Source organism: Gimesia sp., from assembly GCF_048262075.1.
Classification (GTDB): Bacteria; Planctomycetota; Planctomycetia; order Planctomycetales; family Planctomycetaceae; genus Gimesia.
In genome coordinates this window covers 401,964-427,336 of record NZ_JBLXFK010000005.1, presented here as the reverse complement: position 1 = coordinate 427,336, position 25,373 = coordinate 401,964, and the positions used below count along the sequence as shown (strand labels likewise).

Sequence of the window (25,373 nt, the reverse complement as noted above, 5' to 3'; positions counted from 1 at the left end):
TCACCCGTTGATCGCGATTCTGCGATCTCAAATCATGTAAGGCAGTCTGAATCCTTTTAGCGTGATGCTCGGACAGAATTTTCTCTACCACCTGATCGCCGTCAGGCTGCGTTTTTTTCTGCACGGTTTGACTTGCGTCAACTGCAGCCTTTTCTGACGGAGCGGGCTGCGAGACGGCTTTCTTTTGAGATTCCTGAGTCTGTTCTTCGGGAGAAGATTGAGCCCCACAGCCGGCAATGATTAACAGAAAGAGGCTCAAGCAAACAGATTTAGACATCATTGCCCTCGTAGATAATAGTGGCTGAAAGATGGGCGGGAGCTGTTTTTTTCGCCCTGACAGTCATGTAGAGAGCGCAACACATAAACTGTTCCCATGTCGATTAACCTATCAGGCTGACATCTGAAACGCAAGATGCCCGCCTGGATTTCATTCTGCTGAAATCGAAGCGGGCATCAATGTTCTTTTTCGCGCTCTGACCGACCGACTCACAGAGCCGATCGGCCAGTATCCGCGCACTCACTATCCAGGAACAGGTCGCAGTTCAGCGCTGGCCGACTGCCACCGCTTTTGCTGCTTTCTGCGGTGACCGGTCCAGATCAAATCGATCCAGGTTCATCACCTTCGTCCACGCTGCCACGAAGTCATTCACGAACTTCTGCTCAGCGTCTTCACTGCCATACACTTCCGCGATGGCACGCAGTTGGGAATTCGAACCGAATACCAGATCGACCGAACTGGCCATCCACTTGACCTGGTCCGTTTTGCTGTCGCGTCCTTCATAAAAATGCTCACACATTTTGGACTTGTCCCATTTGGTATTCATGTCCAGCAGATTCACGAAGAAGTCATTCGTCAACGTACCCGGCTGCTTTGTGAATACACCCAGCGAAGAGTTAGCCGCATTCGCATTCAACGCCCGCATGCCGCCTACCAGAACCGTCATCTCGGGCGCAGTCAGCGTCAACAGATTGGCTCGGTCCACGAGCATCTCCGCCGCGGGTCGGTCATAAACATGACCGTGATCCTGGTAGTTACGAAATCCATCCGCCTTGGGTTCCAGCACTGCGAATGCTTCGGCGTCCGTCATTTCTGCAGTTGCATCGGTGCGTCCCGGTGTGAAGGGAACCTGAACTTCATGCCCGGCTTTTTTCGCAGCTGCTTCCACAGCAGCAGAACCCGCCAGCACGATCAAGTCAGCCAGCGATACTTTTTTGTCACTCGACTGTGCGCTGTTAAATTCGGACTGAATCTGTTCCAGCGTTTTGATCACTTTCGCCAGTGTGGCAGGATCGTTGGCTTTCCAGTCTTTCTGTGGAGCCAGACGAATTCGGGCACCATTGGCGCCCCCACGGTTATCGGAACCACGGAAGGTGGAAGCCGACGCCCAGGCAGTGGAGACCAGTTCGGGGACCGTCAATTCCGATGCCAGCACTTTGGCCTTCAGTTCAGCGATGTCCTGCTTGTTGACCAATTCATGATCGACGGCGGGAACGGGATCCTGCCACAACTGAGCGGCAGGTACTTCCGGTCCCAGGCAGCGGGAGACAGGTCCCATATCGCGGTGAGTCAACTTGTACCAGGCTTTCGCAAAGGCAGCGGCAAACTCATCGGGGTTTTCATGGAAGCGTTTGGAAATCTTGCCATACGCGGGATCCATCTTGAGTGCCAGGTCAGTCGTAAACATCATCGGCGCATGTGATTTATTGGGATCGTGTGCATCGGGAACGGTTCCCTTAGCTGACTCTTCCTTGGGAGTCCACTGCCAGGCACCGGCGGGACTTTTCACCAGCTCCCACTCATAACCGAACAGGTTATCAAAGTAGCCGTTCGACCATTGTGTCGGCGTGGATGTCCAGGCACCTTCCAGGCCACTGGTGATCGTGTCCTCTGCGTTCCCTTTTTTATATTTGTTCTTCCAGCCCAATCCCTGTTCCGCCAGACTGGCGCCTTCGGGTTCCGGACCGACGTTTCCTTTGGGACTGGCGGCACCGTGTGCTTTACCAAACGTGTGTCCGCCGGCAATCAACGCGACGGTCTCTTCATCATTCATCGCCATTCGACCGAAGGTTTCCCGAATGTCATGAGCGGCAGCCAGTGGATCGGGCTTCCCGTTGGGACCTTCCGGATTGACGTAGATCAAACCCATCTGAACGGCTGCCAGCGGGTTCTCCAGTTCACGGTCGCCCGTATAGCGTTTGTCGCCCAGCCATTCACTTTCCGGTCCCCAGTACACATCCTTCTGTGGTTCCCAGACGTCTTCACGACCGCCGGCAAATCCGAACGTCTTGAAGCCCATCGATTCCAGTGCGCAGTTGCCGGTCAATACCATCAGATCGGCCCAGGATATTTTACGGCCGTACTTCTGCTTGATCGGCCAGAGCAAACGCCGGGCTTTGTCGAGGTTCGCATTATCGGGCCAGCTGTTGAGGGGTGCAAAGCGTTGTGTGCCATCCGAAGCACCGCCGCGACCATCGGTCACACGATAGGTACCTGCACTATGCCAGGCCATGCGAATAAACAGCGGACCATAATGACCGTAGTCTGCAGGCCACCAGTCCTGAGAGGTGGTCATCAATTTTTTGATGTCTTTCTTCACGGCTGCCAGGTCGAGTTTCTGAAACTCCGAGGCGTAGTCGAAATCTTCGCCCATCGGATTGCTCTTCTTCGAGTTCTGATGCAACACATCCAGATTCAACTGGTTCGGCCACCAGTTCCCGTTCGACATGCTGCCGGCAGCAGTATTCCTCTGGGAGGGATGACTGGCGCCCCCCATCACCGGACATTTACTGATGTCCTGTTTTTTGTCAGCCTGTTGAGCGGCCTCTTTCGTCAGAGGCGGATGCTGCTGAGCAAACGCGGCGCCTGCGATGCAGAACACCGCACAGCTCGAAACGAAACGCTTAAAGTGAGTTTTCATGGTCATGTCTCTCCAGGAATGAACAGTGATGCGGATTACGTACAGAGTGAGATCATCCCACCTTGCTTCCTTATTATGGATGCGAGCATCTGATATATCCAATGCATTTTCAACATGCGCGCCATGCATGAAACGCATGGATTAACCGCGAGCAGCCTGTGCCTGCCGACCAGAAACAAGACACACACTATGTTATTCTATAGCAATCACTTACAGCATCTTCATTACTTTCGACTCTGTCGCTGATCCCTTTTGATTCCTAATCACTTGCTTCCGTTTTTATTCAGGAAAAGAATGCTCACTGAACTCTGACTCGACAACAAAAAGCGATTTCTCTGTTGATAAATAAAGACTGTGCGATCGCCCGCAGGCACTGAAGCCTTTCAACACCTGACCGTTCTCTGTCACTGCTTTCAGTTTTTTGAACACCCCGGTAGGAAGATGGACTTTGATGAGCTCTGTTCGGTTATTATAGCCTCCTGCGAAAAGTACATTTTCCTTTGAAACAGCGAAGGCATGTGAACCGGCAACGGGAATGTTCCGCCAGATTTCATTCACTTTATGGTCTGTCAGCCGGACGAGGGGAAAATCGGTGTAGTAGCACAACCATGTTTCATGGCTGGAACAGACATTGAGTGCATAGCAATCATCGATGGGGTCTGCTTCTATGCAAACAGCACGAAAATCGAAAACCTGTTTTCCCTCATTGTCGAGACAGACCAGACCACTTCGACTCCATTCACAATCTCCAAAAACACCTTCGTCAAAATAACTGATCCAGATATTTGAGTCTTTCGTGACTTGGACATCTTCAATCCCGTCTCCAGCAGGGAAGGAGCGAACGTGTTCTCCGTATGCACTATAAACATGGGCGTTATGATCTTTATCCCCCGAAGATCGACAACGGACTAACAGCCAATCTTGATCCCCAATCGGTTGAACAGAATGAAAGTTTTCTAAAGTCGGAGCAAGATCGACAGAGAACCAGTCTTCTCCTGCGCAGTAATGGATACGATAGTCATTGAGAGTATCTGAATTTTTCTTCGCAAAACTACCACCACCAGAGCTTTCTTGACGGTAATCCGGAAGCTTTCCCAGAGAGAGAATGATCGGATTGAGTTGAGGCCCCACCGTGACCGTAATCAGGCTTCGATTTCCGATCACAGTTTCAAAATCGACAAGATGGCGCGCGACGATCTTTGCAGACATTTGTATCATTTTTCTGTACAAATTAAAAAGTCTCAGCGACGAACGGGAACGTCTTCCGCGCGAATCAGATTAGGATCGCCCCAGACGGCGAGGTTATGCAACGGATTTGATTCCGGATGCGGAATCGTCTGCAAACCAATTGTGATGATGTCGGTTTCAGGCAGGGAGACTTCGATCATTTCAGGTTTGTCGGCAGGCGTCAGGAATTTCGTTTTCGCCGTTTCGACCCCATTGACGATGATCGCAAAAGCGACTTTCCCCGCTGCACCAGCCGTCGGATGCAAACCGACTCGACAGGTAAAGTGATCAAACACGACCCCAGGTCCCACTTTATAATTCAGCGTGTAGGGAGTCCCCATCCCCAAGCCATGTGTGATGGCCGATTCGGTATCCGCTTCATTGGCGAAGGCGAGGGGATGTAACTTGCGTCCCGCATCCAAAGCCTGATTCACCAGGAAGGGTGTCACATAATACGGATGAGAAATCATCTGCATTTTGGTATCCGGTTCCCAGGCAGTGAGGGGTTGCGTTTTCAACGCTGCCACTTCGTCGCTGGCAAAACGTTTTTCCTGCAAACAAAACAGGGTGTATAAAATGTCGGCCACATGTTTCGCGTTGTAAATGGCCGCGGTTTGCCGCTGCAGATCTGCCTGGGCAGCGTTTCCGGCAATCTCCGCCTGAATGAGCGGAATAATCAAGGCAGCCGCATGGGCGCGCAACAATCGTTGACGCTGATAAATGCGGGCCGCTGCCTCGGGAATAGTGGTCCCCAGTAATTGGGGACGATATGGTTCTTCAGGGATGGTGTAACTCCCAATATCGGCGATCCCGCCATAGCCAAACAGATAATTCTTGTTGGCCATGCCAGCGGTCGGAGGCAACAAACGGCGTAACGTCGCTTCGTTGATCGGACTGCTGTGGGCACAAGGGCAGCCGGGATCTTCGTTCCAGTGGCACAAGACGCCGAGAAATTTCATCGCTTCATCGGGCTCGTTCCGGGCGAGGTGGTCGAGCGTCTGCTGGATGTACCATTCAATATCTGGCAGGCTTGCTTCAATACTACCGACATCATGCAGACTCAATCGAACCGGTGGTTTGCAGTATTTGTCCAGGTGAGGCGATTTTCCACCCGCGTGAGCATCCTGCAGGGAGGTGTAATCAGATTGCAGATGTTGCCAGACTTCCGGGGCTAATAACTCTTTCTGCCAGGCCGGTAATCGCGCCACCGCCCAGGCCCGTATCAGCTTATGCCCCCGCCCCCAACCCCAGCTTTTCTGCAGCGACATGTCTGTCAGCAGAAGTGAAACGACGAACAGACAACTGACCGCGCCACGGTAGAAATACAGACGTGCCAACGAATGTTTAAGAATAGGTAGCATGAATCGACTCCCGGTTTTAATGCTATTCGCGACAGAAAGCGGACTTTTCTGGTCGCTCTTATTGGTTCGCGACACGCAGCAGCATTGATTTACATTTATTGATGCTCAAAATCAAGTTGGTTCCCATTGAGGGGAATCCGTATGAAGACGGCACATCGTCGTGTCAGGGGAATTCAAAATCAGCGATGAGTGGACCGGTCCCCGCTTCTAACTGGATCGTAAGCCCTGACGTCTGCGGATCGGCAAATTTCTCGGGAACCCGTTCACTCACAATTGCTACATGATAATCCCCCGCCTGGAGCGAATCCATGCTATAACTTCCCTCCGCGTTGATTTCAGCGACCACAACCTCAGCATCGCCGCTGTGAAGTTCGACTCTTCCAGCCGTCACCGGTTGGCCGTTACGAACCACCCTGCCACCAACGACTCCACTCAAAGGAGGTTCGCCTGAAAAACATCCCCCGTTGAGCAATCCAAGTATTAACAATCCTATCTGCGGCCAGTGAAGCGATCTCCCGACCGAGTGAGGGCTTCGGTTTTTACGCAAGAGTTGCCATTTCATGTTTTAGAACTCCGCCAGAACCTGGCCATCGCCAATGGAAGCCAGATTCTGCTGTGTGGGGAGGTGAATGTTTTCACTGAGAAATCGAACCGAGCCATCTCCCAGCACCGCCTGGCAACCTCCTGTATGATAACTGCCTGGTGTACTTCGCCCCGGCCCCTCGTTGTGAGTTGTGCAGGCTGACTGATTGATGCGAAACGATCTGGGAAGTAGAAACGTGTATCGCGTAAACTGGCTCCAGTAAGGGCCGAATTCAGGACTGATCCAACTCGCGGCGGCAGCGTTCGAACACTGAAAACTGTTCCATTTTTTCATCCGCGATTCCATCATCAAAATCGTATTGCTGGTCCCATCTGTAATGTCACGTATTCGTGCTGCTCCGTTATTTCCGAACGCACATTTTGTCACGCCGTAGGTTTCGCCATACGTGTTCTGGCTCTCTGTCTGTGTATGGCTGACAAATCCATAACTGGTTCGCTGGTTATTCTGACAGTTGTAATGCCGGGAAGTGCTTGTGTTCGTTCGCGTGAACGTGAATGAACCATAGCCAGAACCACCGTTGGAACCGAAATCACTGGGACAGCGAAAATTTGCCACGTATTGATCGGTGATCACTTTGCCGGAGGCGTCGGTCTGCACGCCCCCTCCCCCAATGGAGGCTGTGTCGGCGGTCCCGGTCGCGAGACTGAAATTAATACTGTTGTATAATGCTGTCTGTTCCAGGTAAGGGAGCAGCATCAAATGCCCGGTGTGATTGCGAATTTGATCGGCTTGAATCCAGGCAGCAAAACTGCCGGTTCCCGGATTGATGTTACCTGGAGGAAATATCCCATGGGTGCTGTGATAGTTATTTAAAGCCAGTCCGAGTTGCTTCAGGTTATTTTTGCAGGAAGACCGTCGCGCAGCTTCTCGCGCCTGCTGTACGGCAGGCAACAGCAATGCTACCAAAATCGCAATGATGGCGATGACAACCAATAGTTCAATTAAAGTAAACCCGGAGAACCTTGTCTTCTTGTGGTGTGGAGGGATCATTTCGCTAGGGCTTTCTACTAGTTGTGGACTGTAGGGTGAGTAGCAGTAACCTGAGGCAGGAGGCCGCTGCGGGCGCAGGGCTCGTCGTTGAAGACTGAGTTTATGCATCAGGTATTAAGAAACCATTAGCGAACCGTAAAACTTTCTATAACACCTCATTCTGCTGACTTACTGGCAACCAGGCAGGTCTGTTGCACGTGGACTTCGGGGTGAAGAGCAACTGCCAGAGGGGTTCACAGCCTTGACCCGGTGGTTCGCGCAGCTGATACTGAAAGGAACGATTCAGAGAGTCACAGGATCATTCCTTTCAGAGGAGCCACTATGCAGACCGTTACATGTTTTCCCCAGCGCCCGGTGAAATCTGTGAAAACAGCTTTACAACACACTTTAACGACATTACTCCTGACGACAGTGATCGCGTTGGTTGCATCTGGTTCTCATCAGACAGCACAAGCCGCGGAAAAAACGAACGATCCCAACATCATCTACATTTTGGCCGACGATATGGGCTATGGTGACATTCGGGCACTCAATCCGGAATGTAAAATTGCGACGCCACACCTGGATCAACTCGCGCACGGCGGCATGATTTTTACCGACGCGCATTCCAGTTCGTCTGTCTGCACGCCGACCCGTTACGGCGTGCTCACCGGTCGCTACAACTGGCGCTCGCGGCTCAAGAGCGGTGTGCTCTGGGGATTATCGCGATGTCTGATTGAACCGGATCGGGAAACCGTCCCTTCAATGCTCAAAGAACATGGTTACTATACCGCCTGTGTCGGTAAATGGCATCTGGGAATGGACTGGTCACTCAAGCAGGGCGGCTTCGCGACAGAACAGTCTTATAACAAAAAAACCAATCCGGGCTGGGACGTTGATTATTCCAAACCGATCCAGAACGGGCCGAACAGCGTTGGTTTCGACTACTTCTTTGGCATCAGCGCTTCACTCGACATGCCCCCGTATGTCTATATTGAAAACGATCGCAGCCAGGGCATTCCCACGGTCACCAAAGCCTTCTTTCGCGATGGTCCCGCGCACAAAGATTTCGAAGCCATCGACGTGCTGCCCCGCATCACCGACAAAACTGTCCAGATCATCGACGCGCACGCTACTGCTTCCAAAGAAGGAAAGCCGTTCTTCATTTACTTTCCTCTCAACGCACCCCACACTCCGATTCTACCGACACCCGCATGGCAGGGCAAAAGCGGCATCAACGCCTACTGCGATTTTGTGATGCAGGTGGACGACACCGTCGGCCAGGTGATGCAGGCGCTCAAGAAACAGGGCATCCATGAAAACACACTGGTCATCTTCACCGCCGACAATGGCTGCTCACCCGCTGCCAACTTCAAAGAGATGACCGATAAAGATCATTACCCCAGTTACCAGTTTCGCGGACACAAGGCCGACATTTATGAAGGCGGACATCGGGTTCCCTTCATCGCCAACTGGCCCGCACGGATTAAAGCGGGCACACATTCGGATCAGCTCACCTGTCTGACCGATCTGTTCGCGACCGCCGCCGACATCGTAGGCGCGAAGGTTCCCGATGATGCGGGCGAAGACAGCGTGAGCATGCTCCCGGCGATGGAAGGCAAAGCAGACACGCCTCTCAGAGAAGCCGCCGTCCATCATTCAATCCGCGGTGCGTTCTCGATTCGTAAGGATCACTGGAAGCTCGAACTCTGTCCGGGATCGGGAGGCTGGAGTTTCCCCAAGCCGGGCAAAGACGATCTGAGCGACCTCCCAGCCATCCAGCTGTATGACCTCAATACTGATGTCGGCGAGCAGAAGAACGTGCAGGCCGAACATCCGGAAGTCGTCAAAGAACTGACGGAATTACTGCAGAGCTATGCCGATCGCGGACGCTCCACACCGGGCAAACCCCAGCCGAATACGGGCGAAGTCGATATCTTCAAAGCGGGAAAATCGGCACAGAGCATGAAAAAGCCCGCGAAGAAAAACACGAAGAAGAAATCCTAAGTCATACTATGTTCGGACTTTAGCAAACCGGTGATTCCACAATTGCCGGTTATGCTAATACCTTGTGTTCAGATGAAAAAACTTGAACTTTCTCTGCGTGTCCGTTATTCTAACATATTGAATTACTCCGATAGGAAAAGAACAACGCCTATCGACTCTCCCCAAAATGAATTCAGCCCGTCAGACAATGGTGTCTGACTACCGTCCCCCGAATTCGGCGGTTCTGACGGACCGGCATTACTTTCAATTATCTCACCAGGTTCCCTCTTGAGATTGTTAAAGTCTTATGGGTGGCCTGACAGGGATTGAACGCGTATGTATGGTTCTCAAGTTCCACGAACTGTCTGCGGCTGCCTGACGGTTCTTACCTCGCTGTTTTTGAGTACGACTGCTCATTCATATGGTGCACCTGCGACGACAGAAAAACCCGCTGCTCACAAAATCGACTTTGAGAAATCGGTCCGCCCGCTGTTTGTCAAACACTGCCAGGACTGCCATGGTCCGGATGCCCGCGAAGGGGGACTGCGATTAACCAGCCGCAAAAATATTCTGCTCCGCAACGATTCAGGTGAACCGGCCATCATCGTCGGTAACAGTAAAGAAAGTCTGCTCCTGCATCGCGTCTCCAGCAAAGACGAGAGCGAACAGATGCCTCCCGCTGATGCCGGCACGCGACTGACCGAACAGGAAATTCAAACTCTCAAACAATGGATCGACTCTGGTGCAGACTGGCCGACCGAATCGGAAGAACCGAAACACTGGGCCTACATCCCACCGGTCAAAAGTCCGTTACCACAGGTTGACTCTGCGTTTCGCATCAACAACGCCATTGATGCTTTTGTCGCAGAAAAATTATCTCAACAGGAGCCGCCACTCACTCAGTCTCCGCAGGCCAGTCCGGCGCGACTGCTGCGACGTGTCTCCCTCGACCTGATCGGCCTGCCCCCCTCGCCCGAAGATGTGATCGCGTTCGAAAAAGATCCGTCTCCCGCCGCGTATGAAAAATATGTCGACAAGCTCCTCAAGTCACCTCGCTATGGTGAAAAATGGGCGCGACAGTGGCTCGACCTGGCCCGTTATGCGGACTCCAACGGATTTCAGGCGGATCAGCTCCGCGAGATGTGGCTCTATCGTGACTGGGTCATCAATGCCTTGAATGAGGATCTGCCCTTCGATCAGTTTACCATTCAACAGATTGCCGGCGACCTGATCCCCAAAGCAACTCTGGACCAGAAAATCGCCACCGGCTTTCATCGCTGCACCACCTGTAACGTGGAAGCGGGAGTCGACCCCGAAGAGAATCGCGTCAACCAGATCTTCGACCGCGTTAATACCACTGGACTGGTCTGGCTCGGTTCCACATTCGAATGTGCACAATGCCACAACCACAAATACGATCCCTTCTCGCAGCAGGACTACTACCAGATTTTCGCCTTCTTCAACAATACGCCACTGGAGGTCAAGCAGGTGGGTAAGAGCGTGACGTTCGAAGTCACCGGCCCCAAACTGGCGGTTCCGCTGGCCAAAGAAGAACTGAAAACAAAAGATCAACTGACGGCCGAACGCCTGGCGCTGCAGAAGCAGTTAAACCAGCGTCAGAAAGATCTGAAAACCGCCTGGTCTGAATGGGAAGAAACCACACTGGCGCTACTGGAGAACAGTGAAGAAGCCGGCAAAATTCCCGCCGACGTGCGCAAAGCACTGCAAACCGAAACAGAGGAACGGACCAAAAAACAGACCAATGCTTTAAGACAGTTTCAGCAGCAGCAGGATGCGAAGTACGCCGACCTCGACCAGAAACTGAGTCAGGTCCGCGAACAGTTAACCGTGCTGGAACCCGATTCCACACTGGTGATGGTGGAGATGCCGGAACCGCGTATGAACAATATTTTCAAACGCGGTGATTTCCTCAGCAAAGGGGCCCCAGTCGCTCCCCGCACACCGGACGCACTGCATCCCCTCAACACAAAAGAGACACCCAGCCGCCTGGAATTTGCCCGCTGGCTTGTCGCCCGAGAAAACCCCCTGGTCGCGCGGGTCACCGTCAATCGCTGGTGGTCACAGTTCTTCGGTCATGGCATTGTCGCCACCCAGGAAGATTTCGGCAGCCAGGGAGATGCCCCCACGCATCCCGAATTACTCGACTGGCTGGCGGTGGAATTCATGGACCACAACTGGTCGATGAAACAGGTACACAAACTGATCGTGATGTCGGCCACCTATCAGCAGTCGGCCCGCATCACACCGGAACTGCTCGCAGCAGATCCTTATAACAAACTCTATACCCGCGGCCCGCGGCTGCGACTCTCGGCAGAAACAATTCGCGATAACGCGCTGACCATCAGTGGACTACTCTCAACGAAAATGGGAGGCCCGCCCGTTTATCCACCCCAGCCAAAGGGACTCTGGAGGCACGTAGGCCGGAATGCACCCAAGTATCTGACCTCCACTTCGGAAGATCGCTACCGCCGCGGCGTCTATGTGATCTGGCGACGCAGTGCCCCTTATCCGAGTTTTACGAATTTCGATGCGCCCGATCGTGGTGCCTGTGTGATCAATCGTTCGCGCACCAACACACCACTGCAGGCTCTGACACTGCTCAACGATCCGGCATACGTCGAGATCGGCGTCGGTCTGGCGGAACGACTGGCGACGAAAGGCCTGAATTCCGAGATGACCGACCGTGAGCGCATTGCGTATGCCTTTCGCCTGTGTGTCGCCCGCGAAGCGAAGCCTGTGGAAGTGAATCATTTAACCAAAGTCTTTGAGCAGGAACTGAAATATTTCCAGGATCATCCCCAGGCAGCCCAGAAGCTGATTGCAACAGACGACCGACCGGAAGGCGTCGGTGCCTCTCGCATGGCAGCCTGGTTGTATGTCGCGAATATCCTGTTGAATTTAGATGAAACCATTACGAAGGGTTAATCATGAACGCGCACCTGCAACAACTGCTGAATTATACCCGACGTGAATTTTTCCAGCGGGCCGGCATGGGGGTCGGAGGCGCGGCGCTCACTGCGCTGCTGTCCAACGATTTACAGGCGGCACTCCCCACAGCCGCCAACCCGATGGCGGCCCGCAAATCACACTTCACTCCTAAAGCCAAAAATGTGATCTTCCTGCACATGGTTGGCGCCCCCTCTCACCTTGACTTGTATGATGCCAAACCCAAGCTGCAGGAACTGGACGGCGAACTCGTACCTGACAAACTCTGGGAAGGACTGCGGCTGGCGTTTATTCGCGAACAACCCAAACTGATGGGCAGCCCGTTCGCCTTTCAGCAGCAGGGAGAAGCGGGTCTCCCCATCTCGGAACTCATGCCTCACCTGGGCTCGGTCTCCGATGAACTCTGTATGATCCATTCCCTGAAAACTGATCATTTTAATCACGCGCCCGCCCAACTCTTTTTCCAGACCGGCTTCTCGCGTTTCGGACGCCCTTCCCTGGGTTCTTGGGTCAACTATGGTCTGGGTTCCGCAAACAGTAATCTGCCTGGCTTTGTCGTATTAATTACCGGCAACGTCGCGGGCGCCGGAAACAGCTTGTGGGGCAGCGGCTTTCTGCCCAGTATTTACCAGGGTGTCGAGTTCCGCTCCTCGGGAGACCCGGTTCTGTTTCTGTCCAATCCCAAAGGAATGACCGGCGAAGACCGCAAACGAATTATTGACAGCGTAAATCATCTCAACAAAGTTCAACTGGCCGACGTGGGTGATCCCGAAATCGCCACACGTATCAATCAGTACGAGATGGCATATCGCATGCAGTCCGCCGTGCCCGAGCTGATGGATATTTCCAACGAACCAAAACACATCCACGAGCAGTATGGCACACAGCCGGGCAAAGCCAGCTTTGCCAACAACTGCCTGCTGGCACGACGACTGGTGGAACGGGGCGTGCGGTTCGTACAACTCTTCGACCAGGGCTGGGACCATCATGGCAGTATCGTCAAAAGCCTAAAGAAGAAATGCCGACAGGTCGATCAACCTATTGCCGCTCTCATCAGAGACCTCAGACAGCGTGGCCTGCTGGATGACACGCTGGTCGTCTGGGGCGCGGAGTTCGGTAGAACCCCCATGGTCCAGGGAGATCGCAAAGCCCCCGGTCGCGATCACCACAAAGACGCTTATACCGTCTGGATGGCGGGTGGAGGCGTGAAGCGCGGCTTCGCGTATGGCAAAACGGATGACATCGGTTTCAATGTGGCCGAAAATCCGATGCACGTCAACGATTTTCACGCGACACTGCTGCATCTGCTAGGTATGGATCACGAGCGGCTCACGTTCAAATTCCAGGGGCTCAACATGCGGGTCACGGGAGTCGCCGGCAATGTGATACCGGATATCATCGCCTGAGTAACGCTGTTCCTTCAGTCGTCGGTTCGCAGCATCGGCTGGATTTCGGTCACGAAGTCATTTGCATCGGTAAAGTTGCGATAGACTGAAGCGAAGCGGACGAAGGCGACCTGATCCACGTCCTTCAATACTGTGGAAACCCGTTCGCCGATAAATCGCGAGGGGACTTCCCGATCGAAGTTCTCGTAAATTTCTGCCTCAATCTGTGCGACGATGGATTCAATCTGATCGGGACTGACCGGACGTTTGTAGCAGGCCGTTTCAATCCCGGTGACCATTTTCATGCGATCAAAGGGAATACGGGCACCATCTTTTTTGATGACTTTAAGCGGTGACTCTTCGATTTTTTCGTAAGTCGTATAGCGTTTTCCACAGGCCAGACACTCTCGTCGTCGGCGCACACTGAAAGGTTGACTCAAACGTGAATCAATTACTTTCGTCTCACCATCACGACAAAAAGGGCACATCATGAACGACGCGACTCCTGCTCTGAACCAACAGAAGGCTCTCTTCACATTCAGAGAGTTTCTGCAGACTGATGTTTAAAAATAGCATGATCGAAACTGCGGCACCAGTCTATTGTTCCGAAATCCGCAATTTTTATCGGTTTACGACGAGTGGTGGTCTGCCGAGACCATCAACGATCTGGCATCTATTCCACAGGACGATCCAGAATTTCCTCATGCGCCTGCGATTCCTTTACATCGGCTTTCAGGTCATTAAGGGTGTCCCGCAATTCGGCTTTCACACCATACGAAACGTAAGCGAGTACCACCAGAAAGGCCACCCCACTGATCAGTAACAGCAACGTCCAGATTGTCATCCATGTATACATATTAATCTCTCACACCTCTGCTTCAGGATTGATCGAAGCGGTATTCATCGCGCGAGGCTGATCCGGTAAAAGCAGTGACCCCAGCACATACACGACTGCGGAAAAGGCAAATGTAATCAGCGTCAGATGGGTTCCATTCAGATTTGAAGAGAACCAGCAATTGATCGTTTCCACACAAGGTCCCATGGCAGACAGTCCCAGCAGGCCTCCCAGAATCGCTGCCAGTGCACCCGCCTGACTTCCCCGCTTCCAGTACAGGCCTCCCACCACTGTGGGAATCGCTCCTGCCAGGTAAACCGTACCCGTTACTGCCAGATAACCCCATAAATCACTGCTGACTTCATACCATAGACCCCAGATCAACAGCATCACCCCAATCACAAAAATCGCGATACGGGTTACCAAAATTCGCGAACGCTGACTCATCGGGCCCGTCAGGGGGGCAACAATATCCTGTGTGATCACGCCACTCCAGCAGAGCAGATAGCTGTCATGTGTCGACATGAACGCGGCAATCATGCCTGCTGTCACCAGCCCCAGTAATCCGGTAGGCACAACTTTCGCCAGAAACAGAGGCATCGCCGACAGAGATGTGATTGAGTTGTTGGTTTTCACTGCCTCTTCAAATTCAGCGAACAATTCAGGTTGAGACGCGAAAAACGCAAAGGTGCCAATCCCCCAGAAGACGGGGAGTGCCCGCCGCGCCAGAAAAGAGATCGAACTCAAGGTATACAGTCTCTGCGCGACCGCCGCACTCTGGCAGGAGAGAGTCCGTGCCGCGCTCGTGGGCCACAACATGGCGGCGGAACCGATTACCACGGTCATTTGAATGATCTGCAGCCAGCCAATCCCGCCCCCTTTTCCGGACGGGTTCTCAGGATTGGTGGGATCAAAATAACCGTTTTGTTCGGTCACGATGGCAGAAAACCCATCCCAGCCAATCGACCAGAAGACGACACCGGTCACAATGACCATGCCGGTTCCCAGGATCAGAAACTGGATCAGGTCGGTAATGACCACGGAGACCATTCCCCCCAGTACCGTATAAAACAGTACCAGCAATAACAGTCCGGTCATGATCAGCTTGAGGTACATCTCATCCTGCAGGCCGGAAATCGCGGTCAGAAACTGGGAACCCGCCTTCAGGAACAGCCCCATATTGAGCACACCGGAAACCACCATCACGCTGGCCCCTACCACACGGACTGACTGTGAATAGCGTTTTTCGTAATATTCGGGAATCGTCATGATCGAGGAATCCCGCAGCCGATACACAACAAAACCGGTCAGTCCAATCACCAGTACGGCCCCTGCTTCCAGAAAAGCCAGGTACAAAGACGCATACTGCTGGATAAAACCGAGTTCTGCCATATACATGACGGTCACCAGCCCAAGTTCGGTCCCCGTCATGGTCGCCAGGGCCAGCCGGATACGAAGTTTGCGGCCTGCGACCAGGTAATCAGACAGGTTTCCGACGTAACGATTGGCCCACAAACCAATTACGATCGATGACAACAGGTAGCAGACAACGATCGACCAGTCCAATAGGGTGAAATTTGTATCGTAAAGAGAAATGGCGGGGCCCCCTCGATCCTCGTTTGACCGACGAAAATCGGAATTTCACGAAAAACAGCGGAAAGGAATCATTTACCAGCGGTTGCAATCAATGACCATTCCATTTACCATATGTCGCTTCGCAAATCGTCACGGGTCCAGAATCCGTTTGACCAGCCCGCTGACTACAGCGCTTCTTGCGAACGATACACCACTATGCCAGTTTTGACAGTCAATTTCCATAGTAAATGGCTGTCTTCGAAATAACATCTAACAAAGGGGATGACACCGTGTCACTCGACAAAAGTTTAAAGAGCAAAAGTACGCTGGTCCGTGCACGTAACGTGTTAAAACGGGCAGAACGTATCGAAAAGTTGAAATTCGAAGACCGCTGGGTCGAAGGCCAGGGTGCCCTCGGTTTACCCAAAGTACGCGTCGAAAAGATTTCCATTGGTAAGAAGAAGAAAAAGAAGAAAGACGAAGACGAAGATTAATCGTCTGTCTCTGTAGGGGGGAGGAGAGCCCTTTCTGTTTTCAGACTCTCCTCCACAGTTCCCCTGTTCTGAAGCGCAGCAATTATCGACCGGGGAGCAAGGAATGCATGCCCTGAATCTGCTACGGGCTGCCGGCGGCACATTGACACGACGACGCTATCGTCGGGCCGCCCATTCGTTTCTTGCCCATACCTCGCGCTGCCGTGAAGTCCAGCAGCAGACCCTGCAGCGCATCCTGCAGTTGAACGCGGACAGTGATTTCAGCCGCGAGTGGCAGTTGGATGGTTCCTGCACAATCGAAGATTTCCAGACCCGCTTTCCCGTCTCCGATTACGAACGCTTTCGCCCCTGGATCGATCGTGTCAAAAACGGCGAAACGACCGCACTGCTGGGAGGCGCAAACCGACTGCTGATGTTTACCCTCAGCAGTGGCACCACAGCGGATTCCAAATTCATTCCCATCACAGAGCCGTTCCTGAATGATTATCGCCAGGGCTGGCAGAACTGGGGCATTCTGACCTACGACGATTTTCCCAGACTCAAGTATCAGAACATCGTTCAGCTCTCGAGTAACTTTGACAAGTTCCGCACACCCGGCGGCACTCCTTGTGGCAATATCAGCGGCCTCGTCGCCGCCATGCAGAGCCCGGTCGTCAAACTCCTGTATACCGTTCCCGGCGAAGTCTCGCAGATTGAAGACCCACACCTCAAATACTACACCGCCCTGCGCCTCGCGATCGCTGATCGAGAAGTTGGTATGATCACCACCGCCAATCCGAGCACTCTGCTGCATCTGGCGCAGTTTGCAGATCAACATCGCGAATCACTGATCCGCGACATCGCAGAGGGCCGACTCACGGGAGCCGCATCGGTGGAGCCTGCGATTCTGAAAATTCTGCAATCGAAACTCCAGCGCAAAAACCGTTCGCGCGCCCACGAACTGGAACGCATTGTTGAACGCACGGGGCACCTCTACCCCCGCGATTTCTGGCCCGGGCTGTCCCTGCTGGCAGTCTGGATGGGGGGTTCCGCCGGTGCGTATCTGTCACAGTTGGCCCCTTATTATGGCACTCCCCCTGTCCGCGATCACGGGCTTTCCGCCAGCGAAGGACGAATGACGATTCCTCTCGAATCAGGTAGTTCTACCGGTGTGCTGGATATCACGTCTCACTTCTTCGAGTTCGTTCCCGCAGACGAAGATCCACTGACGACTTCGAATATCCTCACCGCCGATCAACTGGAAGTGGGGCACAATTATTTCATCCTGCTGACCACCCCCTCGGGTTTGTACCGTTATCATATCTGTGATGTCGTCCGCTGCACCGGGTTTTACAGCCAGACTCCTCTGCTCGAGTTTCTGCACAAGGGCGCGCATATTTCCAATCTGACCGGAGAAAAAATCACGGAATCACAGGTTGTTAATGCGGTTCGAAATGCCATCGAACAGACGTCACTGGAAATCGGTCAGTACACCCTGATCCCCCAGTGGGGAGAACCCCCTCGTTATCAACTGCTGTTTGAAGCGTCGGCCCTGTCGTCGGACGAGCAACTCCCGGCTCTACTGGAACAACTCGACCGATGTTTGCAGGAAACCAACTGTGAGTATGCTGAGAAACGCCAGTCCGGTCGCCTGGCAGCCCCCGTTTGCTGCAAACTGACAGCAGGCACCTGGCGCCGGTTTGCCGCGGAACGACAGAATAAGCTCGGCGGCAGCATCGAACAATATAAGCACCCCTGTCTGATTCCCGAACTCGATTACGCACAACAGATCCTGCAGTGCTTTTCCAGCTAAGCGTCCTGCCAGACAGGCGAATGTTTCCTTTATTTGAATACGGGCTGACTGCTCCGCAGGAATCCGAACAGATCGCGCAGCTCCTGCTCGCTTAGTTTATCCAGCAACCCTTCCGGCATCAGTGACTTGGGCTGCTTGATCATTTCATCAATGTTTTCCCGTTTGATCGTCACGTTCTGTCCATCGGCCCCCCGGATGACCACGATCTGCTGATCCTGGTCAAACAGGAACCCGGAAACGACCAGTCCATTCACGGTGACCACCAGATACGTTTCATAGCCTTCCCGGATTTCTGCGCTGGGATTGACGATATGCATCAGCATCCGCAGTGAATCATCGCGTTTGTATTGTGTCAGTTCGGGGCCTACCCGTTTCCCCTCGCCAAACAGGATATGGCATTTCGCACAATTCTGCTGATAGAGTTCTTTGCCATGGTATACATCGCTGGACTCGGTTCCCAGTAGTTTGGATATACGGGTTATCTGATCCTGCATCTGCTGATTGGAAGCCCCCTTGATCGTCTTCCAGTGTTTACTGACCAGCTCCGCGATCTGTTGATCCTGATGAATGGTCATTTTGCGGACCAGGTCAGCGGGAATTGTGTCGGCTTTGATTTCGCCGGTATCAATGGCAGCCAGCAACTGGCGGGTCCATGCTTTGCGGCTGATCAGTGTCGATTGGGCCACTTCGCGCACCGGTTCGCTGAAATCTGAATACCGGTTCAAAATCGTCTCCGCGACTTGAGACTTGTTATATTTCTGCAATGCCACCAGTAAACCAATCTGTATGTCGGGCACTTTGGTTGTGCTCAACAGTTTCTGCAACGCGGGCAATGCCTGCGGCTCCTGTAACTCACCCAGAACCTGGATATATTCCACCAGCTGTGCCTGATTTTTACCCGGCACCTTAATCGCATCTAATGCGATCTGAATCGCACGCGGATTGCCCAACCGCATCTGCAACGTCGTAGATCCGCCTCCTGCAACTGCGAGTGATTTCACCAGTACTTCCGGCAGACCAGCCAATGAACGCCCTTTGAACGAATTCTCAAAACCGGCCATCAGCGTTTTCTTTGAGGCCTCATCGGGAGCCAGTTCGAAGAGCTTCGCACAGGAGATCAGATCGGTGCGGCTGCCTGCGGTTGCATAACGACGCATCAATCGTTCCAGAATCGCCGTCTTGATCAGCGGACGATTCCACAATTCCTGATTCTTGAACAGCGCGATCACCCGATCCCGATCAGAGTTCACTTTGGATTCCAGCGCCCACCAGACCATCAACGGTTGATGGCGGTCGTTGACATCTTCTGCATAGTTCGAAAGTGCCGCCACGATTGGCAGGCAGACTTCTGCGGGCAAACGTCGCGCGGTCGCTGCCAGCTGTCCACGGACTTCGGCGTTCGGTTCCGCTTTTGCCAGCGCGATCAGAGCCTGCCCCAGATGGGTGGAGACCACTTTGTCATCCCCCAGCAAACGCACGCTCCAGAAGCGAACCATCGGATGGGGATGTTTCAACGTCGTTTCTGCGACTGTCTCATCGAAACCCTGACAGAGATTCAATGCCCAGAACGCTTCCAGCGCGAGTTGACCATCGTTTTCTTTGATCCACTTCTTGAGTGTAGGGATCGCTGAAGCATCTTTGCGATCGCCGAGCAGCCTTAAAGCAGTCCTGCGCTGCCATTCATTGGGATGCTTGAGCAGTTCCAGTAACTCGGGTGTGGTTTTCTGGCTGAGATCCTCAATCTTACGCGGTTTCGCCTTTTTTGCCTGGAAACGATAAATGCGACCGGAATTAGGATCGACCTGCCCCTGGTAGTGTTGCCCATGCGCGATGAACTCTTCATAGAAGTCCGCCACATACACGCCTCCGTCAGGACCCACTTTAATTTCAATTGGCCGAAATCCCAGGTCGGTGCTGCGGAGCGGGAAGCTGAGATCTTCCGTCTCAAACGTAGAACCCAGCGGCTTGATTTCAGAGAAAACCAGATACTGATGCAGCGGATCCACCGACAGCAGATTGCCTCGATATTTTTCAGGCAGTGTATCCCCCTCGTATTTCACAAGTGCATGGCTGAAGCGGGGTGTGGCAGCATGTTTCATGAAAGGCAGTAAACCAAACGCGTAAGGATTACTGACATCGCCGTACTTGCGCTCCGTTCCTTTTTCGTAGTAACCGCCTTGAACATAATAGAAACCGCGTGTGCCTCCCCCGTTATGTCCCGAATAGACACGTCCCTCACCATCCACTTCCAGACCAAAGGCATTGCCGCCCCCTTCGGCGAACAGTTCGTAACGTTTTGTTTCCGGGTGATAGCGCCAGATCGCAGGACCTTCACAGTAGATTGCCGGCGCATCGGCTTTGTCACTGTTTTTCAGATGCGAAACGACGTTACTTCCCTGCACCATGTATAACCAGCCGTCCGGCCCCCATTGCAGACTGTTGGGAGCAGAATGGGTATCCGAAATTCCAAAGCCCCGCAGATGCACTTCGGGATCCGCATCGGGAATGTCGTCGTTATTTTTGTCGGGATAAAACATCAGGTAAGGAGGATTGAGTACCCAGACGCCGCCTCGCCCTTTGACCACGGAGGTTGCGATATTCAGATCGCCGGCGAAGACTTTATGATCGTCAAATTTCCCGTCGCCATTCGTGTCTTCGTGAATCGTAATCCGGTCATTGCCGGGAAAATGATGGGGAGGTGGTGGCGGAACCTGGTCGAATTCCATGCGATAATACTTGTTACGGCTCAAAACCTTCAGCCCCGCCGGGTAGGGATACTGCCGATACTGCACGACCCACATGCGGCCCCGTTCATCGAAGCTCATAAACAAGGGTTGCCCGATGAGCGGCTCAGTCAGCAACTGTTCGACGCGCATGTCAGCGTCTACTTCAAACAGTTCCATTGACTTGTGCGGCAGCAGTCTGCGCCCCGGAGAAAGTTTGCTGGAGCGTTTGAGGGTCGAAGTTGCGGGGGTGAATTGATCATAGGCGGCCTGTTCTGGTTTTTCAGCAATGGCGGCCAGAGCCCACTTGGGATTATCGCCGACCAGAAACTCCCATTCCCCTTTTAACACGCATTCCAGAAAATATCCTGCCAGAATTGGAGGCACGCCACGGAAGCCACCCGGACCTTCTGCATTATAAACGCGAACGGCGATCGTGTTGTACTTTCCCAGTTTCAGAGTTCCCGGCGGAACTTTATAGCGCTGGTATTTCTCATAACCGGTTTCATATTGGGGAGGGAAGCTGCCAATCTGCCCGATGCGGGTTCCATTAATAAACAGCTCATGCGCGTCGGCCAGCTTTTCAATTGATAATGTCACCGAATCCCGCCAGAGAGGGCGCGCAGTCATGTCGGCCCAGTTATCCGGGACCTTGACGTAGCAGCGGTACCAGGCGTAACCGTCATAATCAGTGTACTTGCCTTCCAACTGCTGCTCCCAGTTACCGGGAACCTGCACTAACTCAGCCGGAGAATCGGGGTCTGCAGCAGACAGATTTCCAACGAAGTTCGAACAGATCATGAGAAACAGGAACGCAAATCGACAGACATTCATTTAAAAACTCCACTAATACACACTGCATCCGTATTGCTTAATCAAGAATTAATAAAATTAAGGTTCTTAATATATTTCACCAGAGCAGGTGTCAGAATTCAATGTTGTTTCAAAGAATTACGTTTGAATTGGTGTTACAGCCGGAAATATGACTGGAGTCCGTTCAGTAACAGGGATAACGATTATGTGGTGTATATATGGTGTCTGACCTGCTGAATTGCGATTAGATTAATTTTCCTTGAAATATTCTCAGCAATTTTACGTTAGGTTCGTAGTGAAACCCAACAATAGAAAAACAGAGAACCGTAGCGATGCGAAACACCTTGGAGAAACAAACCTTGGAAACTTCTCGATTAATCCTGAGACAGTGGCGTGAATCTGATATCGCCCCCTTCTCAGAGATGAATGCCGACCGGAAGGTCATGCAATATTATCCAGAGACGCTGACTTACCAGGAAAGCGCCCACCTGGTTGAACGCTATCAACAGCATTTTCAGGAGTATGGCTTTGGTCTCTGGGCCGTTGAGCTCAAAGATCAGGCCACATTCGCCGGTTTTATCGGTCTGGCCGTACCTCAGTTTACTGCATATTTCACACCCTGTGTTGAGATTGGCTGGCGACTGGCGGCTCCATTCTGGAACCAGGGTTACGCGACAGAAGGCGCACAGGCAGCGCTGGACTTTGGGTTCAAACACTGTAATCTTAAAGAGATCGTGTCTTTTACCGTCCCGGCTAATGTGGCTTCGCGGCGGGTGATGGAAAAAATCGGGATGAGTTATATCGATAACTTTGATCATCCTGCCATTCCAGGCGACGATCCGCTCTCGCGTCATGTCCTGTATCGGATTACCAAAGAGGAACGGGACGCGTTAAAGGCAGGTTGACCTTTATTTCGACAGACGGTCCAGAATATTTTTCGTCACTTGCTGTACAACCGGGTCTTTCCCGCGCAAGCCATGTGCCCAGTCGGTACTGCCGACCGTGAAGACGGTTCCCCCGTTAGTATACATCCCGAGAATTGCAGCCCCCACGCGCTCTTTTTCAAACCGCTCATACCACAGGCTGTCGCCGGGTGCCCATTTTGCCGGACAGGAAGCCAGAATTTCAAAGGTACGAGGAGTCCCATCCTTGCATGTCGGTACGGGCAGACCATCTTTCATCTCAAACTGACAGCCATCACACTCATATCCCACAATGCTGTCTTTGCCGCCAAATTCGTCTCCCTGTTTGATGCCGGTCTTTTCAAAGACCCAGTGTGCAGGACGGTGCACTTTATAAGCACCCGATCCATCCATAAACTGCCCGTGGCTCTTGTGATAACCGCCATATAGAAAGCCGACGCCCGTTAACTGATTTTCAGGCCGGTTCACCAGGTGATGACTCCAGAGTGTCGATAACAGGCGATGATCGCCATCCGGAAACAGCGGATCCTGGTTAAACCATTGCTTCCAGCAGGTCAGCGCCCGCCCGTCCTCTTCACTGCGCACCTGCCAGCAGACCGAGTTGCCACTGAAGAACGCCACGTTCCCTCCCTGGCTGATAAACTGTTCCAGGTGATCGCGCATCGGAGCCGACCAGTATTCATCATGGCCAACACTCAACACCAGGCGATAATGTTTCAAAAGTTCCGGATGAAATTCCAGATCACTGTTGGCAGCGTAATCGAGCTGATACCCGTTACTTTCTGCCCAGATAATAAACGGCAGTTCCCAGTTGGCAAACTGTCCCGCCAGGGGACGATTGAAGGAAACACGATGTCCCTGCAGATTGGCCCGTCCATGATAGCTGTAAAGACTGGAGCCCCCCCAGTTGTTGTACGCATTATAAGTATTTGTACTCAGTTGAATCAGAATCTTCGTCTGGCTGCCCGGCTGCTTTGCCCGAACGATAAAAAACAGATTCGATTCCGCAGTACGCCTGTTCCGCTGGATGAACTTGCCGCCCCCATCGGCAACTGACAGCCGGACTTTGTAATATCCACTCTGCCAGGAATCGGGTACGGCCAACTCAAACGCGGCTGGCCATTGACAACCATGCGACGAGGCATTTTCGGGAACGGGGTAAGCAGCGCCGTTCTTACGGGTCTCTTTGAATACGGTTTTAGGCTCCGGTCCCAGTCGGGTAATTTCGACGGTGTACTGCGGCTCAGAACTGGAAAGATGAAAGGCGACCTTCTCACCAGGCTGATAGCTCAGCTGACTGGTGTAACCTTCGATAAAAATCGAACCGGCATCATCGTCGGCTGCAGCCAGCGGAGACGTCAGCATGCCAGCAATCAGCGCCGTCAGAAATAGTCTCAAGCAACATGAAATCATCGTCGTCTTCCTAAAGTCAGTTGAGCTGGTTATGAATCAGTGGAATCTGTTCTACTGATCCTAACAGGACCGGGAAGTGCTTGCTATTCCGGCACAAAGAAATCACGGTCAAACCCGTGCTCTGAGATTCATGAACGACTACGATTCTGCTGCCGATATTCGCGGGGTGACATCCCCATTACACGACCGAACATGCGGATCATGGCTTCCTGATGCTGAAACCCGCAGCGGGAGGCAATTTGCGAGATCGTCAGATTCGTTTCCTGCAGCAGCTTGAGAATTCGTTTTAACTTTTCCTGACGAATTTCTGCCGCCGGGGAACGATGCAGGGCTTTCTGAAAACGGTGCTCCAGGATTCGACGCGAGACATTCAGCTGATCAGTCAGATCGGAAACCTGCAAGGCTTCCTGCGCATGCTGACGGATGAACTGAATCGCTTCACGGACCAGATCATCATCAGCGAACAGTGTATCGGTCGAAGCACGTTCTTCAATCGACAGGGGAGGAATCAGGATCGGTTCTACCGGCGGCGACTCTCCTTGAATCAGTTGATCCAGCAGTTGTGCTGCTTCGTAACCCACCACATGGGGCGCCTGATTGATACAGGAGAGAGGCACGGGAGAGAGTGCCGACATCAGGGGATCATGTTCGATGCTGAGGATTGCCACCTGATCAGGAATTTCCAGATGATGATTCACGCATACGGTCGCAACTTCGCGGCCCACCTTGCTCGACCAGACCAATAGCGCCACCGGCTTAGGAAGTTCCCGCAACCACTCCTTCAAACGTTTCTGCTGTTTTTCATAATCATCTTCTTTCGTCAGTTCATAATAGGGAAAATGAAAACAGGTCCCTTCCCCCTGCTCTATGATTGCCTGATACTCTTTCTCGATCGTCGGCAGATACTTCAGTGTCGGATCAGGACCGATATAGCCACAGGAACGAAATCCTTTCTGCAGAAAGAAGTCCGCGGCGAGTCGGGCACAGGCCCGCTCATCGGAAACCACTTTGGGAATTTTGGCGGAATGCTTACCCAGCCACGACACATTCACCGCGGGCAATTTCCGCCGCAGGATCGATTGCTGAATGCGAGCATCGGTCAGTCGACAGATCGTTCCATGCCCGTTCCAGGAAGCGGGCAATCGCAGTTGTTCCTGCAATCCACGGAATTCAATCCAGAAATCCCAGCCCCCCTGTTCGAGTGCATAATCGGCGATACCTTGAATGATCTGGCGGCTCCAGTCACTGGAAGTCTGTACGAGTAATGCGATTTTGCGTCGTTCGGGAAATCTCACGGGAATTCATTTCTGTTTAAGCAAACCAGAGGGAGCCGGTCATTCAAGACCTGTATCATAGCTTTTGCCGGTTTACGGATCTTAAAGATGCGA

Annotated in this window: 17 protein-coding genes; 6 read left to right on the top strand and 11 right to left on the bottom strand. The window is 52.8% G+C overall.

Annotation, left to right across the window (positions count from 1 at the left end; genetic code table 11):
* Positions 1-542: 542 nt before the first annotated feature.
* The 5 genes from katG to ACN0YH_RS13395 all read right to left on the bottom strand — a co-directional run bounded on the left by katG (position 543) and on the right by ACN0YH_RS13395 (position 7,100).
* A complete protein-coding gene (katG, locus tag ACN0YH_RS13415) occupies positions 543-2,918 on the bottom strand; it encodes a catalase/peroxidase HPI (RefSeq protein ID WP_417380074.1) in 2,376 nt (791 codons plus the stop codon).
* Between the two features lie 279 nt (positions 2,919-3,197).
* Positions 3,198-4,127 (bottom strand): hypothetical protein, encoded by a 930-nt coding sequence (locus ACN0YH_RS13410; protein WP_417380073.1) that lies wholly within the window; start codon positions 4,125-4,127, stop codon positions 3,198-3,200.
* 32 nt (positions 4,128-4,159) lie between these two features.
* On the bottom strand, positions 4,160-5,506 hold the full coding sequence (locus ACN0YH_RS13405; protein ID WP_417380072.1) for an NPCBM/NEW2 domain-containing protein: 1,347 nt from the start codon (positions 5,504-5,506) through the stop codon (positions 4,160-4,162).
* A 163-nt stretch (positions 5,507-5,669) separates the two neighbouring features.
* Entirely contained in the window at positions 5,670-6,068 is a 399-nt protein-coding gene (locus ACN0YH_RS13400) for a hypothetical protein (protein ID WP_417380071.1), read from the bottom strand.
* A 3-nt stretch (positions 6,069-6,071) separates the two neighbouring features.
* Positions 6,072-7,100 carry a DUF1559 domain-containing protein gene (locus ACN0YH_RS13395; protein WP_417380070.1) on the bottom strand — a complete coding sequence of 343 codons (1,029 nt, stop codon included), beginning with the start codon at positions 7,098-7,100 and terminating at the stop codon, positions 6,072-6,074.
* A 321-nt stretch (positions 7,101-7,421) separates the two neighbouring features.
* Between ACN0YH_RS13395 and ACN0YH_RS13390 the strand changes: the two genes are divergently transcribed.
* From ACN0YH_RS13390 to ACN0YH_RS13380, 3 genes are all read left to right on the top strand, one after another.
* Positions 7,422-9,086: a sulfatase family protein gene (locus ACN0YH_RS13390; protein WP_417380069.1), complete on the top strand. Its 1,665-nt coding sequence runs from the start codon at positions 7,422-7,424 to the stop codon at positions 9,084-9,086.
* Positions 9,087-9,401: 315 nt separating this feature from the next.
* The gene (locus ACN0YH_RS13385; protein WP_417380068.1) at positions 9,402-12,011 is read left to right on the top strand and encodes a DUF1553 domain-containing protein; all 2,610 of its coding nucleotides are present in this window, start codon (positions 9,402-9,404) and stop codon (positions 12,009-12,011) included.
* A gap of 2 nt (positions 12,012-12,013) precedes the next feature.
* On the top strand, positions 12,014-13,438 hold the full coding sequence (locus ACN0YH_RS13380; RefSeq protein WP_417380067.1) for a DUF1501 domain-containing protein: 1,425 nt from the start codon (positions 12,014-12,016) through the stop codon (positions 13,436-13,438).
* Between the two features lie 14 nt (positions 13,439-13,452).
* Here ACN0YH_RS13380 and nrdR read toward each other — a convergent pair whose 3' ends face one another.
* The 3 genes from nrdR to ACN0YH_RS13365 all read right to left on the bottom strand — a co-directional run bounded on the left by nrdR (position 13,453) and on the right by ACN0YH_RS13365 (position 15,818).
* Positions 13,453-13,908, bottom strand: a complete 456-nt coding sequence (gene nrdR, locus ACN0YH_RS13375) for a transcriptional regulator NrdR (protein WP_417380066.1) — start codon at positions 13,906-13,908, stop codon at positions 13,453-13,455.
* A gap of 182 nt (positions 13,909-14,090) precedes the next feature.
* Positions 14,091-14,273, bottom strand: coding sequence for a hypothetical protein (locus ACN0YH_RS13370; protein ID WP_417380065.1), 183 nt, complete (start codon positions 14,271-14,273; stop codon positions 14,091-14,093).
* A 9-nt stretch (positions 14,274-14,282) separates the two neighbouring features.
* Complete coding sequence (locus tag ACN0YH_RS13365) at positions 14,283-15,818, bottom strand: sodium:solute symporter family protein (protein ID WP_417380064.1); 1,536 nt, start codon at positions 15,816-15,818, stop codon at positions 14,283-14,285.
* 299 nt (positions 15,819-16,117) lie between these two features.
* Here ACN0YH_RS13365 and ACN0YH_RS13360 point away from each other — a divergent pair, with 299 nt between their 5' ends.
* Together ACN0YH_RS13360 and ACN0YH_RS13355 are read left to right on the top strand one after the other, a co-directional pair.
* Positions 16,118-16,321 carry a small basic protein gene (locus ACN0YH_RS13360; RefSeq protein WP_145223733.1) on the top strand — a complete coding sequence of 68 codons (204 nt, stop codon included), beginning with the start codon at positions 16,118-16,120 and terminating at the stop codon, positions 16,319-16,321.
* Between the two features lie 103 nt (positions 16,322-16,424).
* Positions 16,425-18,113: a GH3 auxin-responsive promoter family protein gene (locus ACN0YH_RS13355; protein WP_417380063.1), complete on the top strand. Its 1,689-nt coding sequence runs from the start codon at positions 16,425-16,427 to the stop codon at positions 18,111-18,113.
* A 29-nt stretch (positions 18,114-18,142) separates the two neighbouring features.
* Here the strand turns inward: ACN0YH_RS13355 and ACN0YH_RS13350 are convergent, their stop codons facing one another.
* Positions 18,143-21,670 (bottom strand): PVC-type heme-binding CxxCH protein, encoded by a 3,528-nt coding sequence (locus tag ACN0YH_RS13350; RefSeq protein WP_417380062.1) that lies wholly within the window; start codon positions 21,668-21,670, stop codon positions 18,143-18,145.
* A 311-nt stretch (positions 21,671-21,981) separates the two neighbouring features.
* Here ACN0YH_RS13350 and ACN0YH_RS13345 point away from each other — a divergent pair, with 311 nt between their 5' ends.
* Positions 21,982-22,554, top strand: a complete 573-nt coding sequence (locus tag ACN0YH_RS13345) for a GNAT family N-acetyltransferase (RefSeq protein ID WP_417380061.1) — start codon at positions 21,982-21,984, stop codon at positions 22,552-22,554.
* A gap of 3 nt (positions 22,555-22,557) precedes the next feature.
* Here ACN0YH_RS13345 and ACN0YH_RS13340 read toward each other — a convergent pair whose 3' ends face one another.
* Both ACN0YH_RS13340 and ACN0YH_RS13335 read right to left on the bottom strand, forming a co-directional pair.
* Entirely contained in the window at positions 22,558-23,985 is a 1,428-nt protein-coding gene (locus ACN0YH_RS13340; protein ID WP_417380060.1) for a N,N-dimethylformamidase beta subunit family domain-containing protein, read from the bottom strand.
* 128 nt (positions 23,986-24,113) lie between these two features.
* Positions 24,114-25,280, bottom strand: a complete 1,167-nt coding sequence (locus ACN0YH_RS13335; RefSeq protein ID WP_417380059.1) for a substrate-binding domain-containing protein — start codon at positions 25,278-25,280, stop codon at positions 24,114-24,116.
* Between the last annotated feature and the right edge of the window lie 93 nt (positions 25,281-25,373).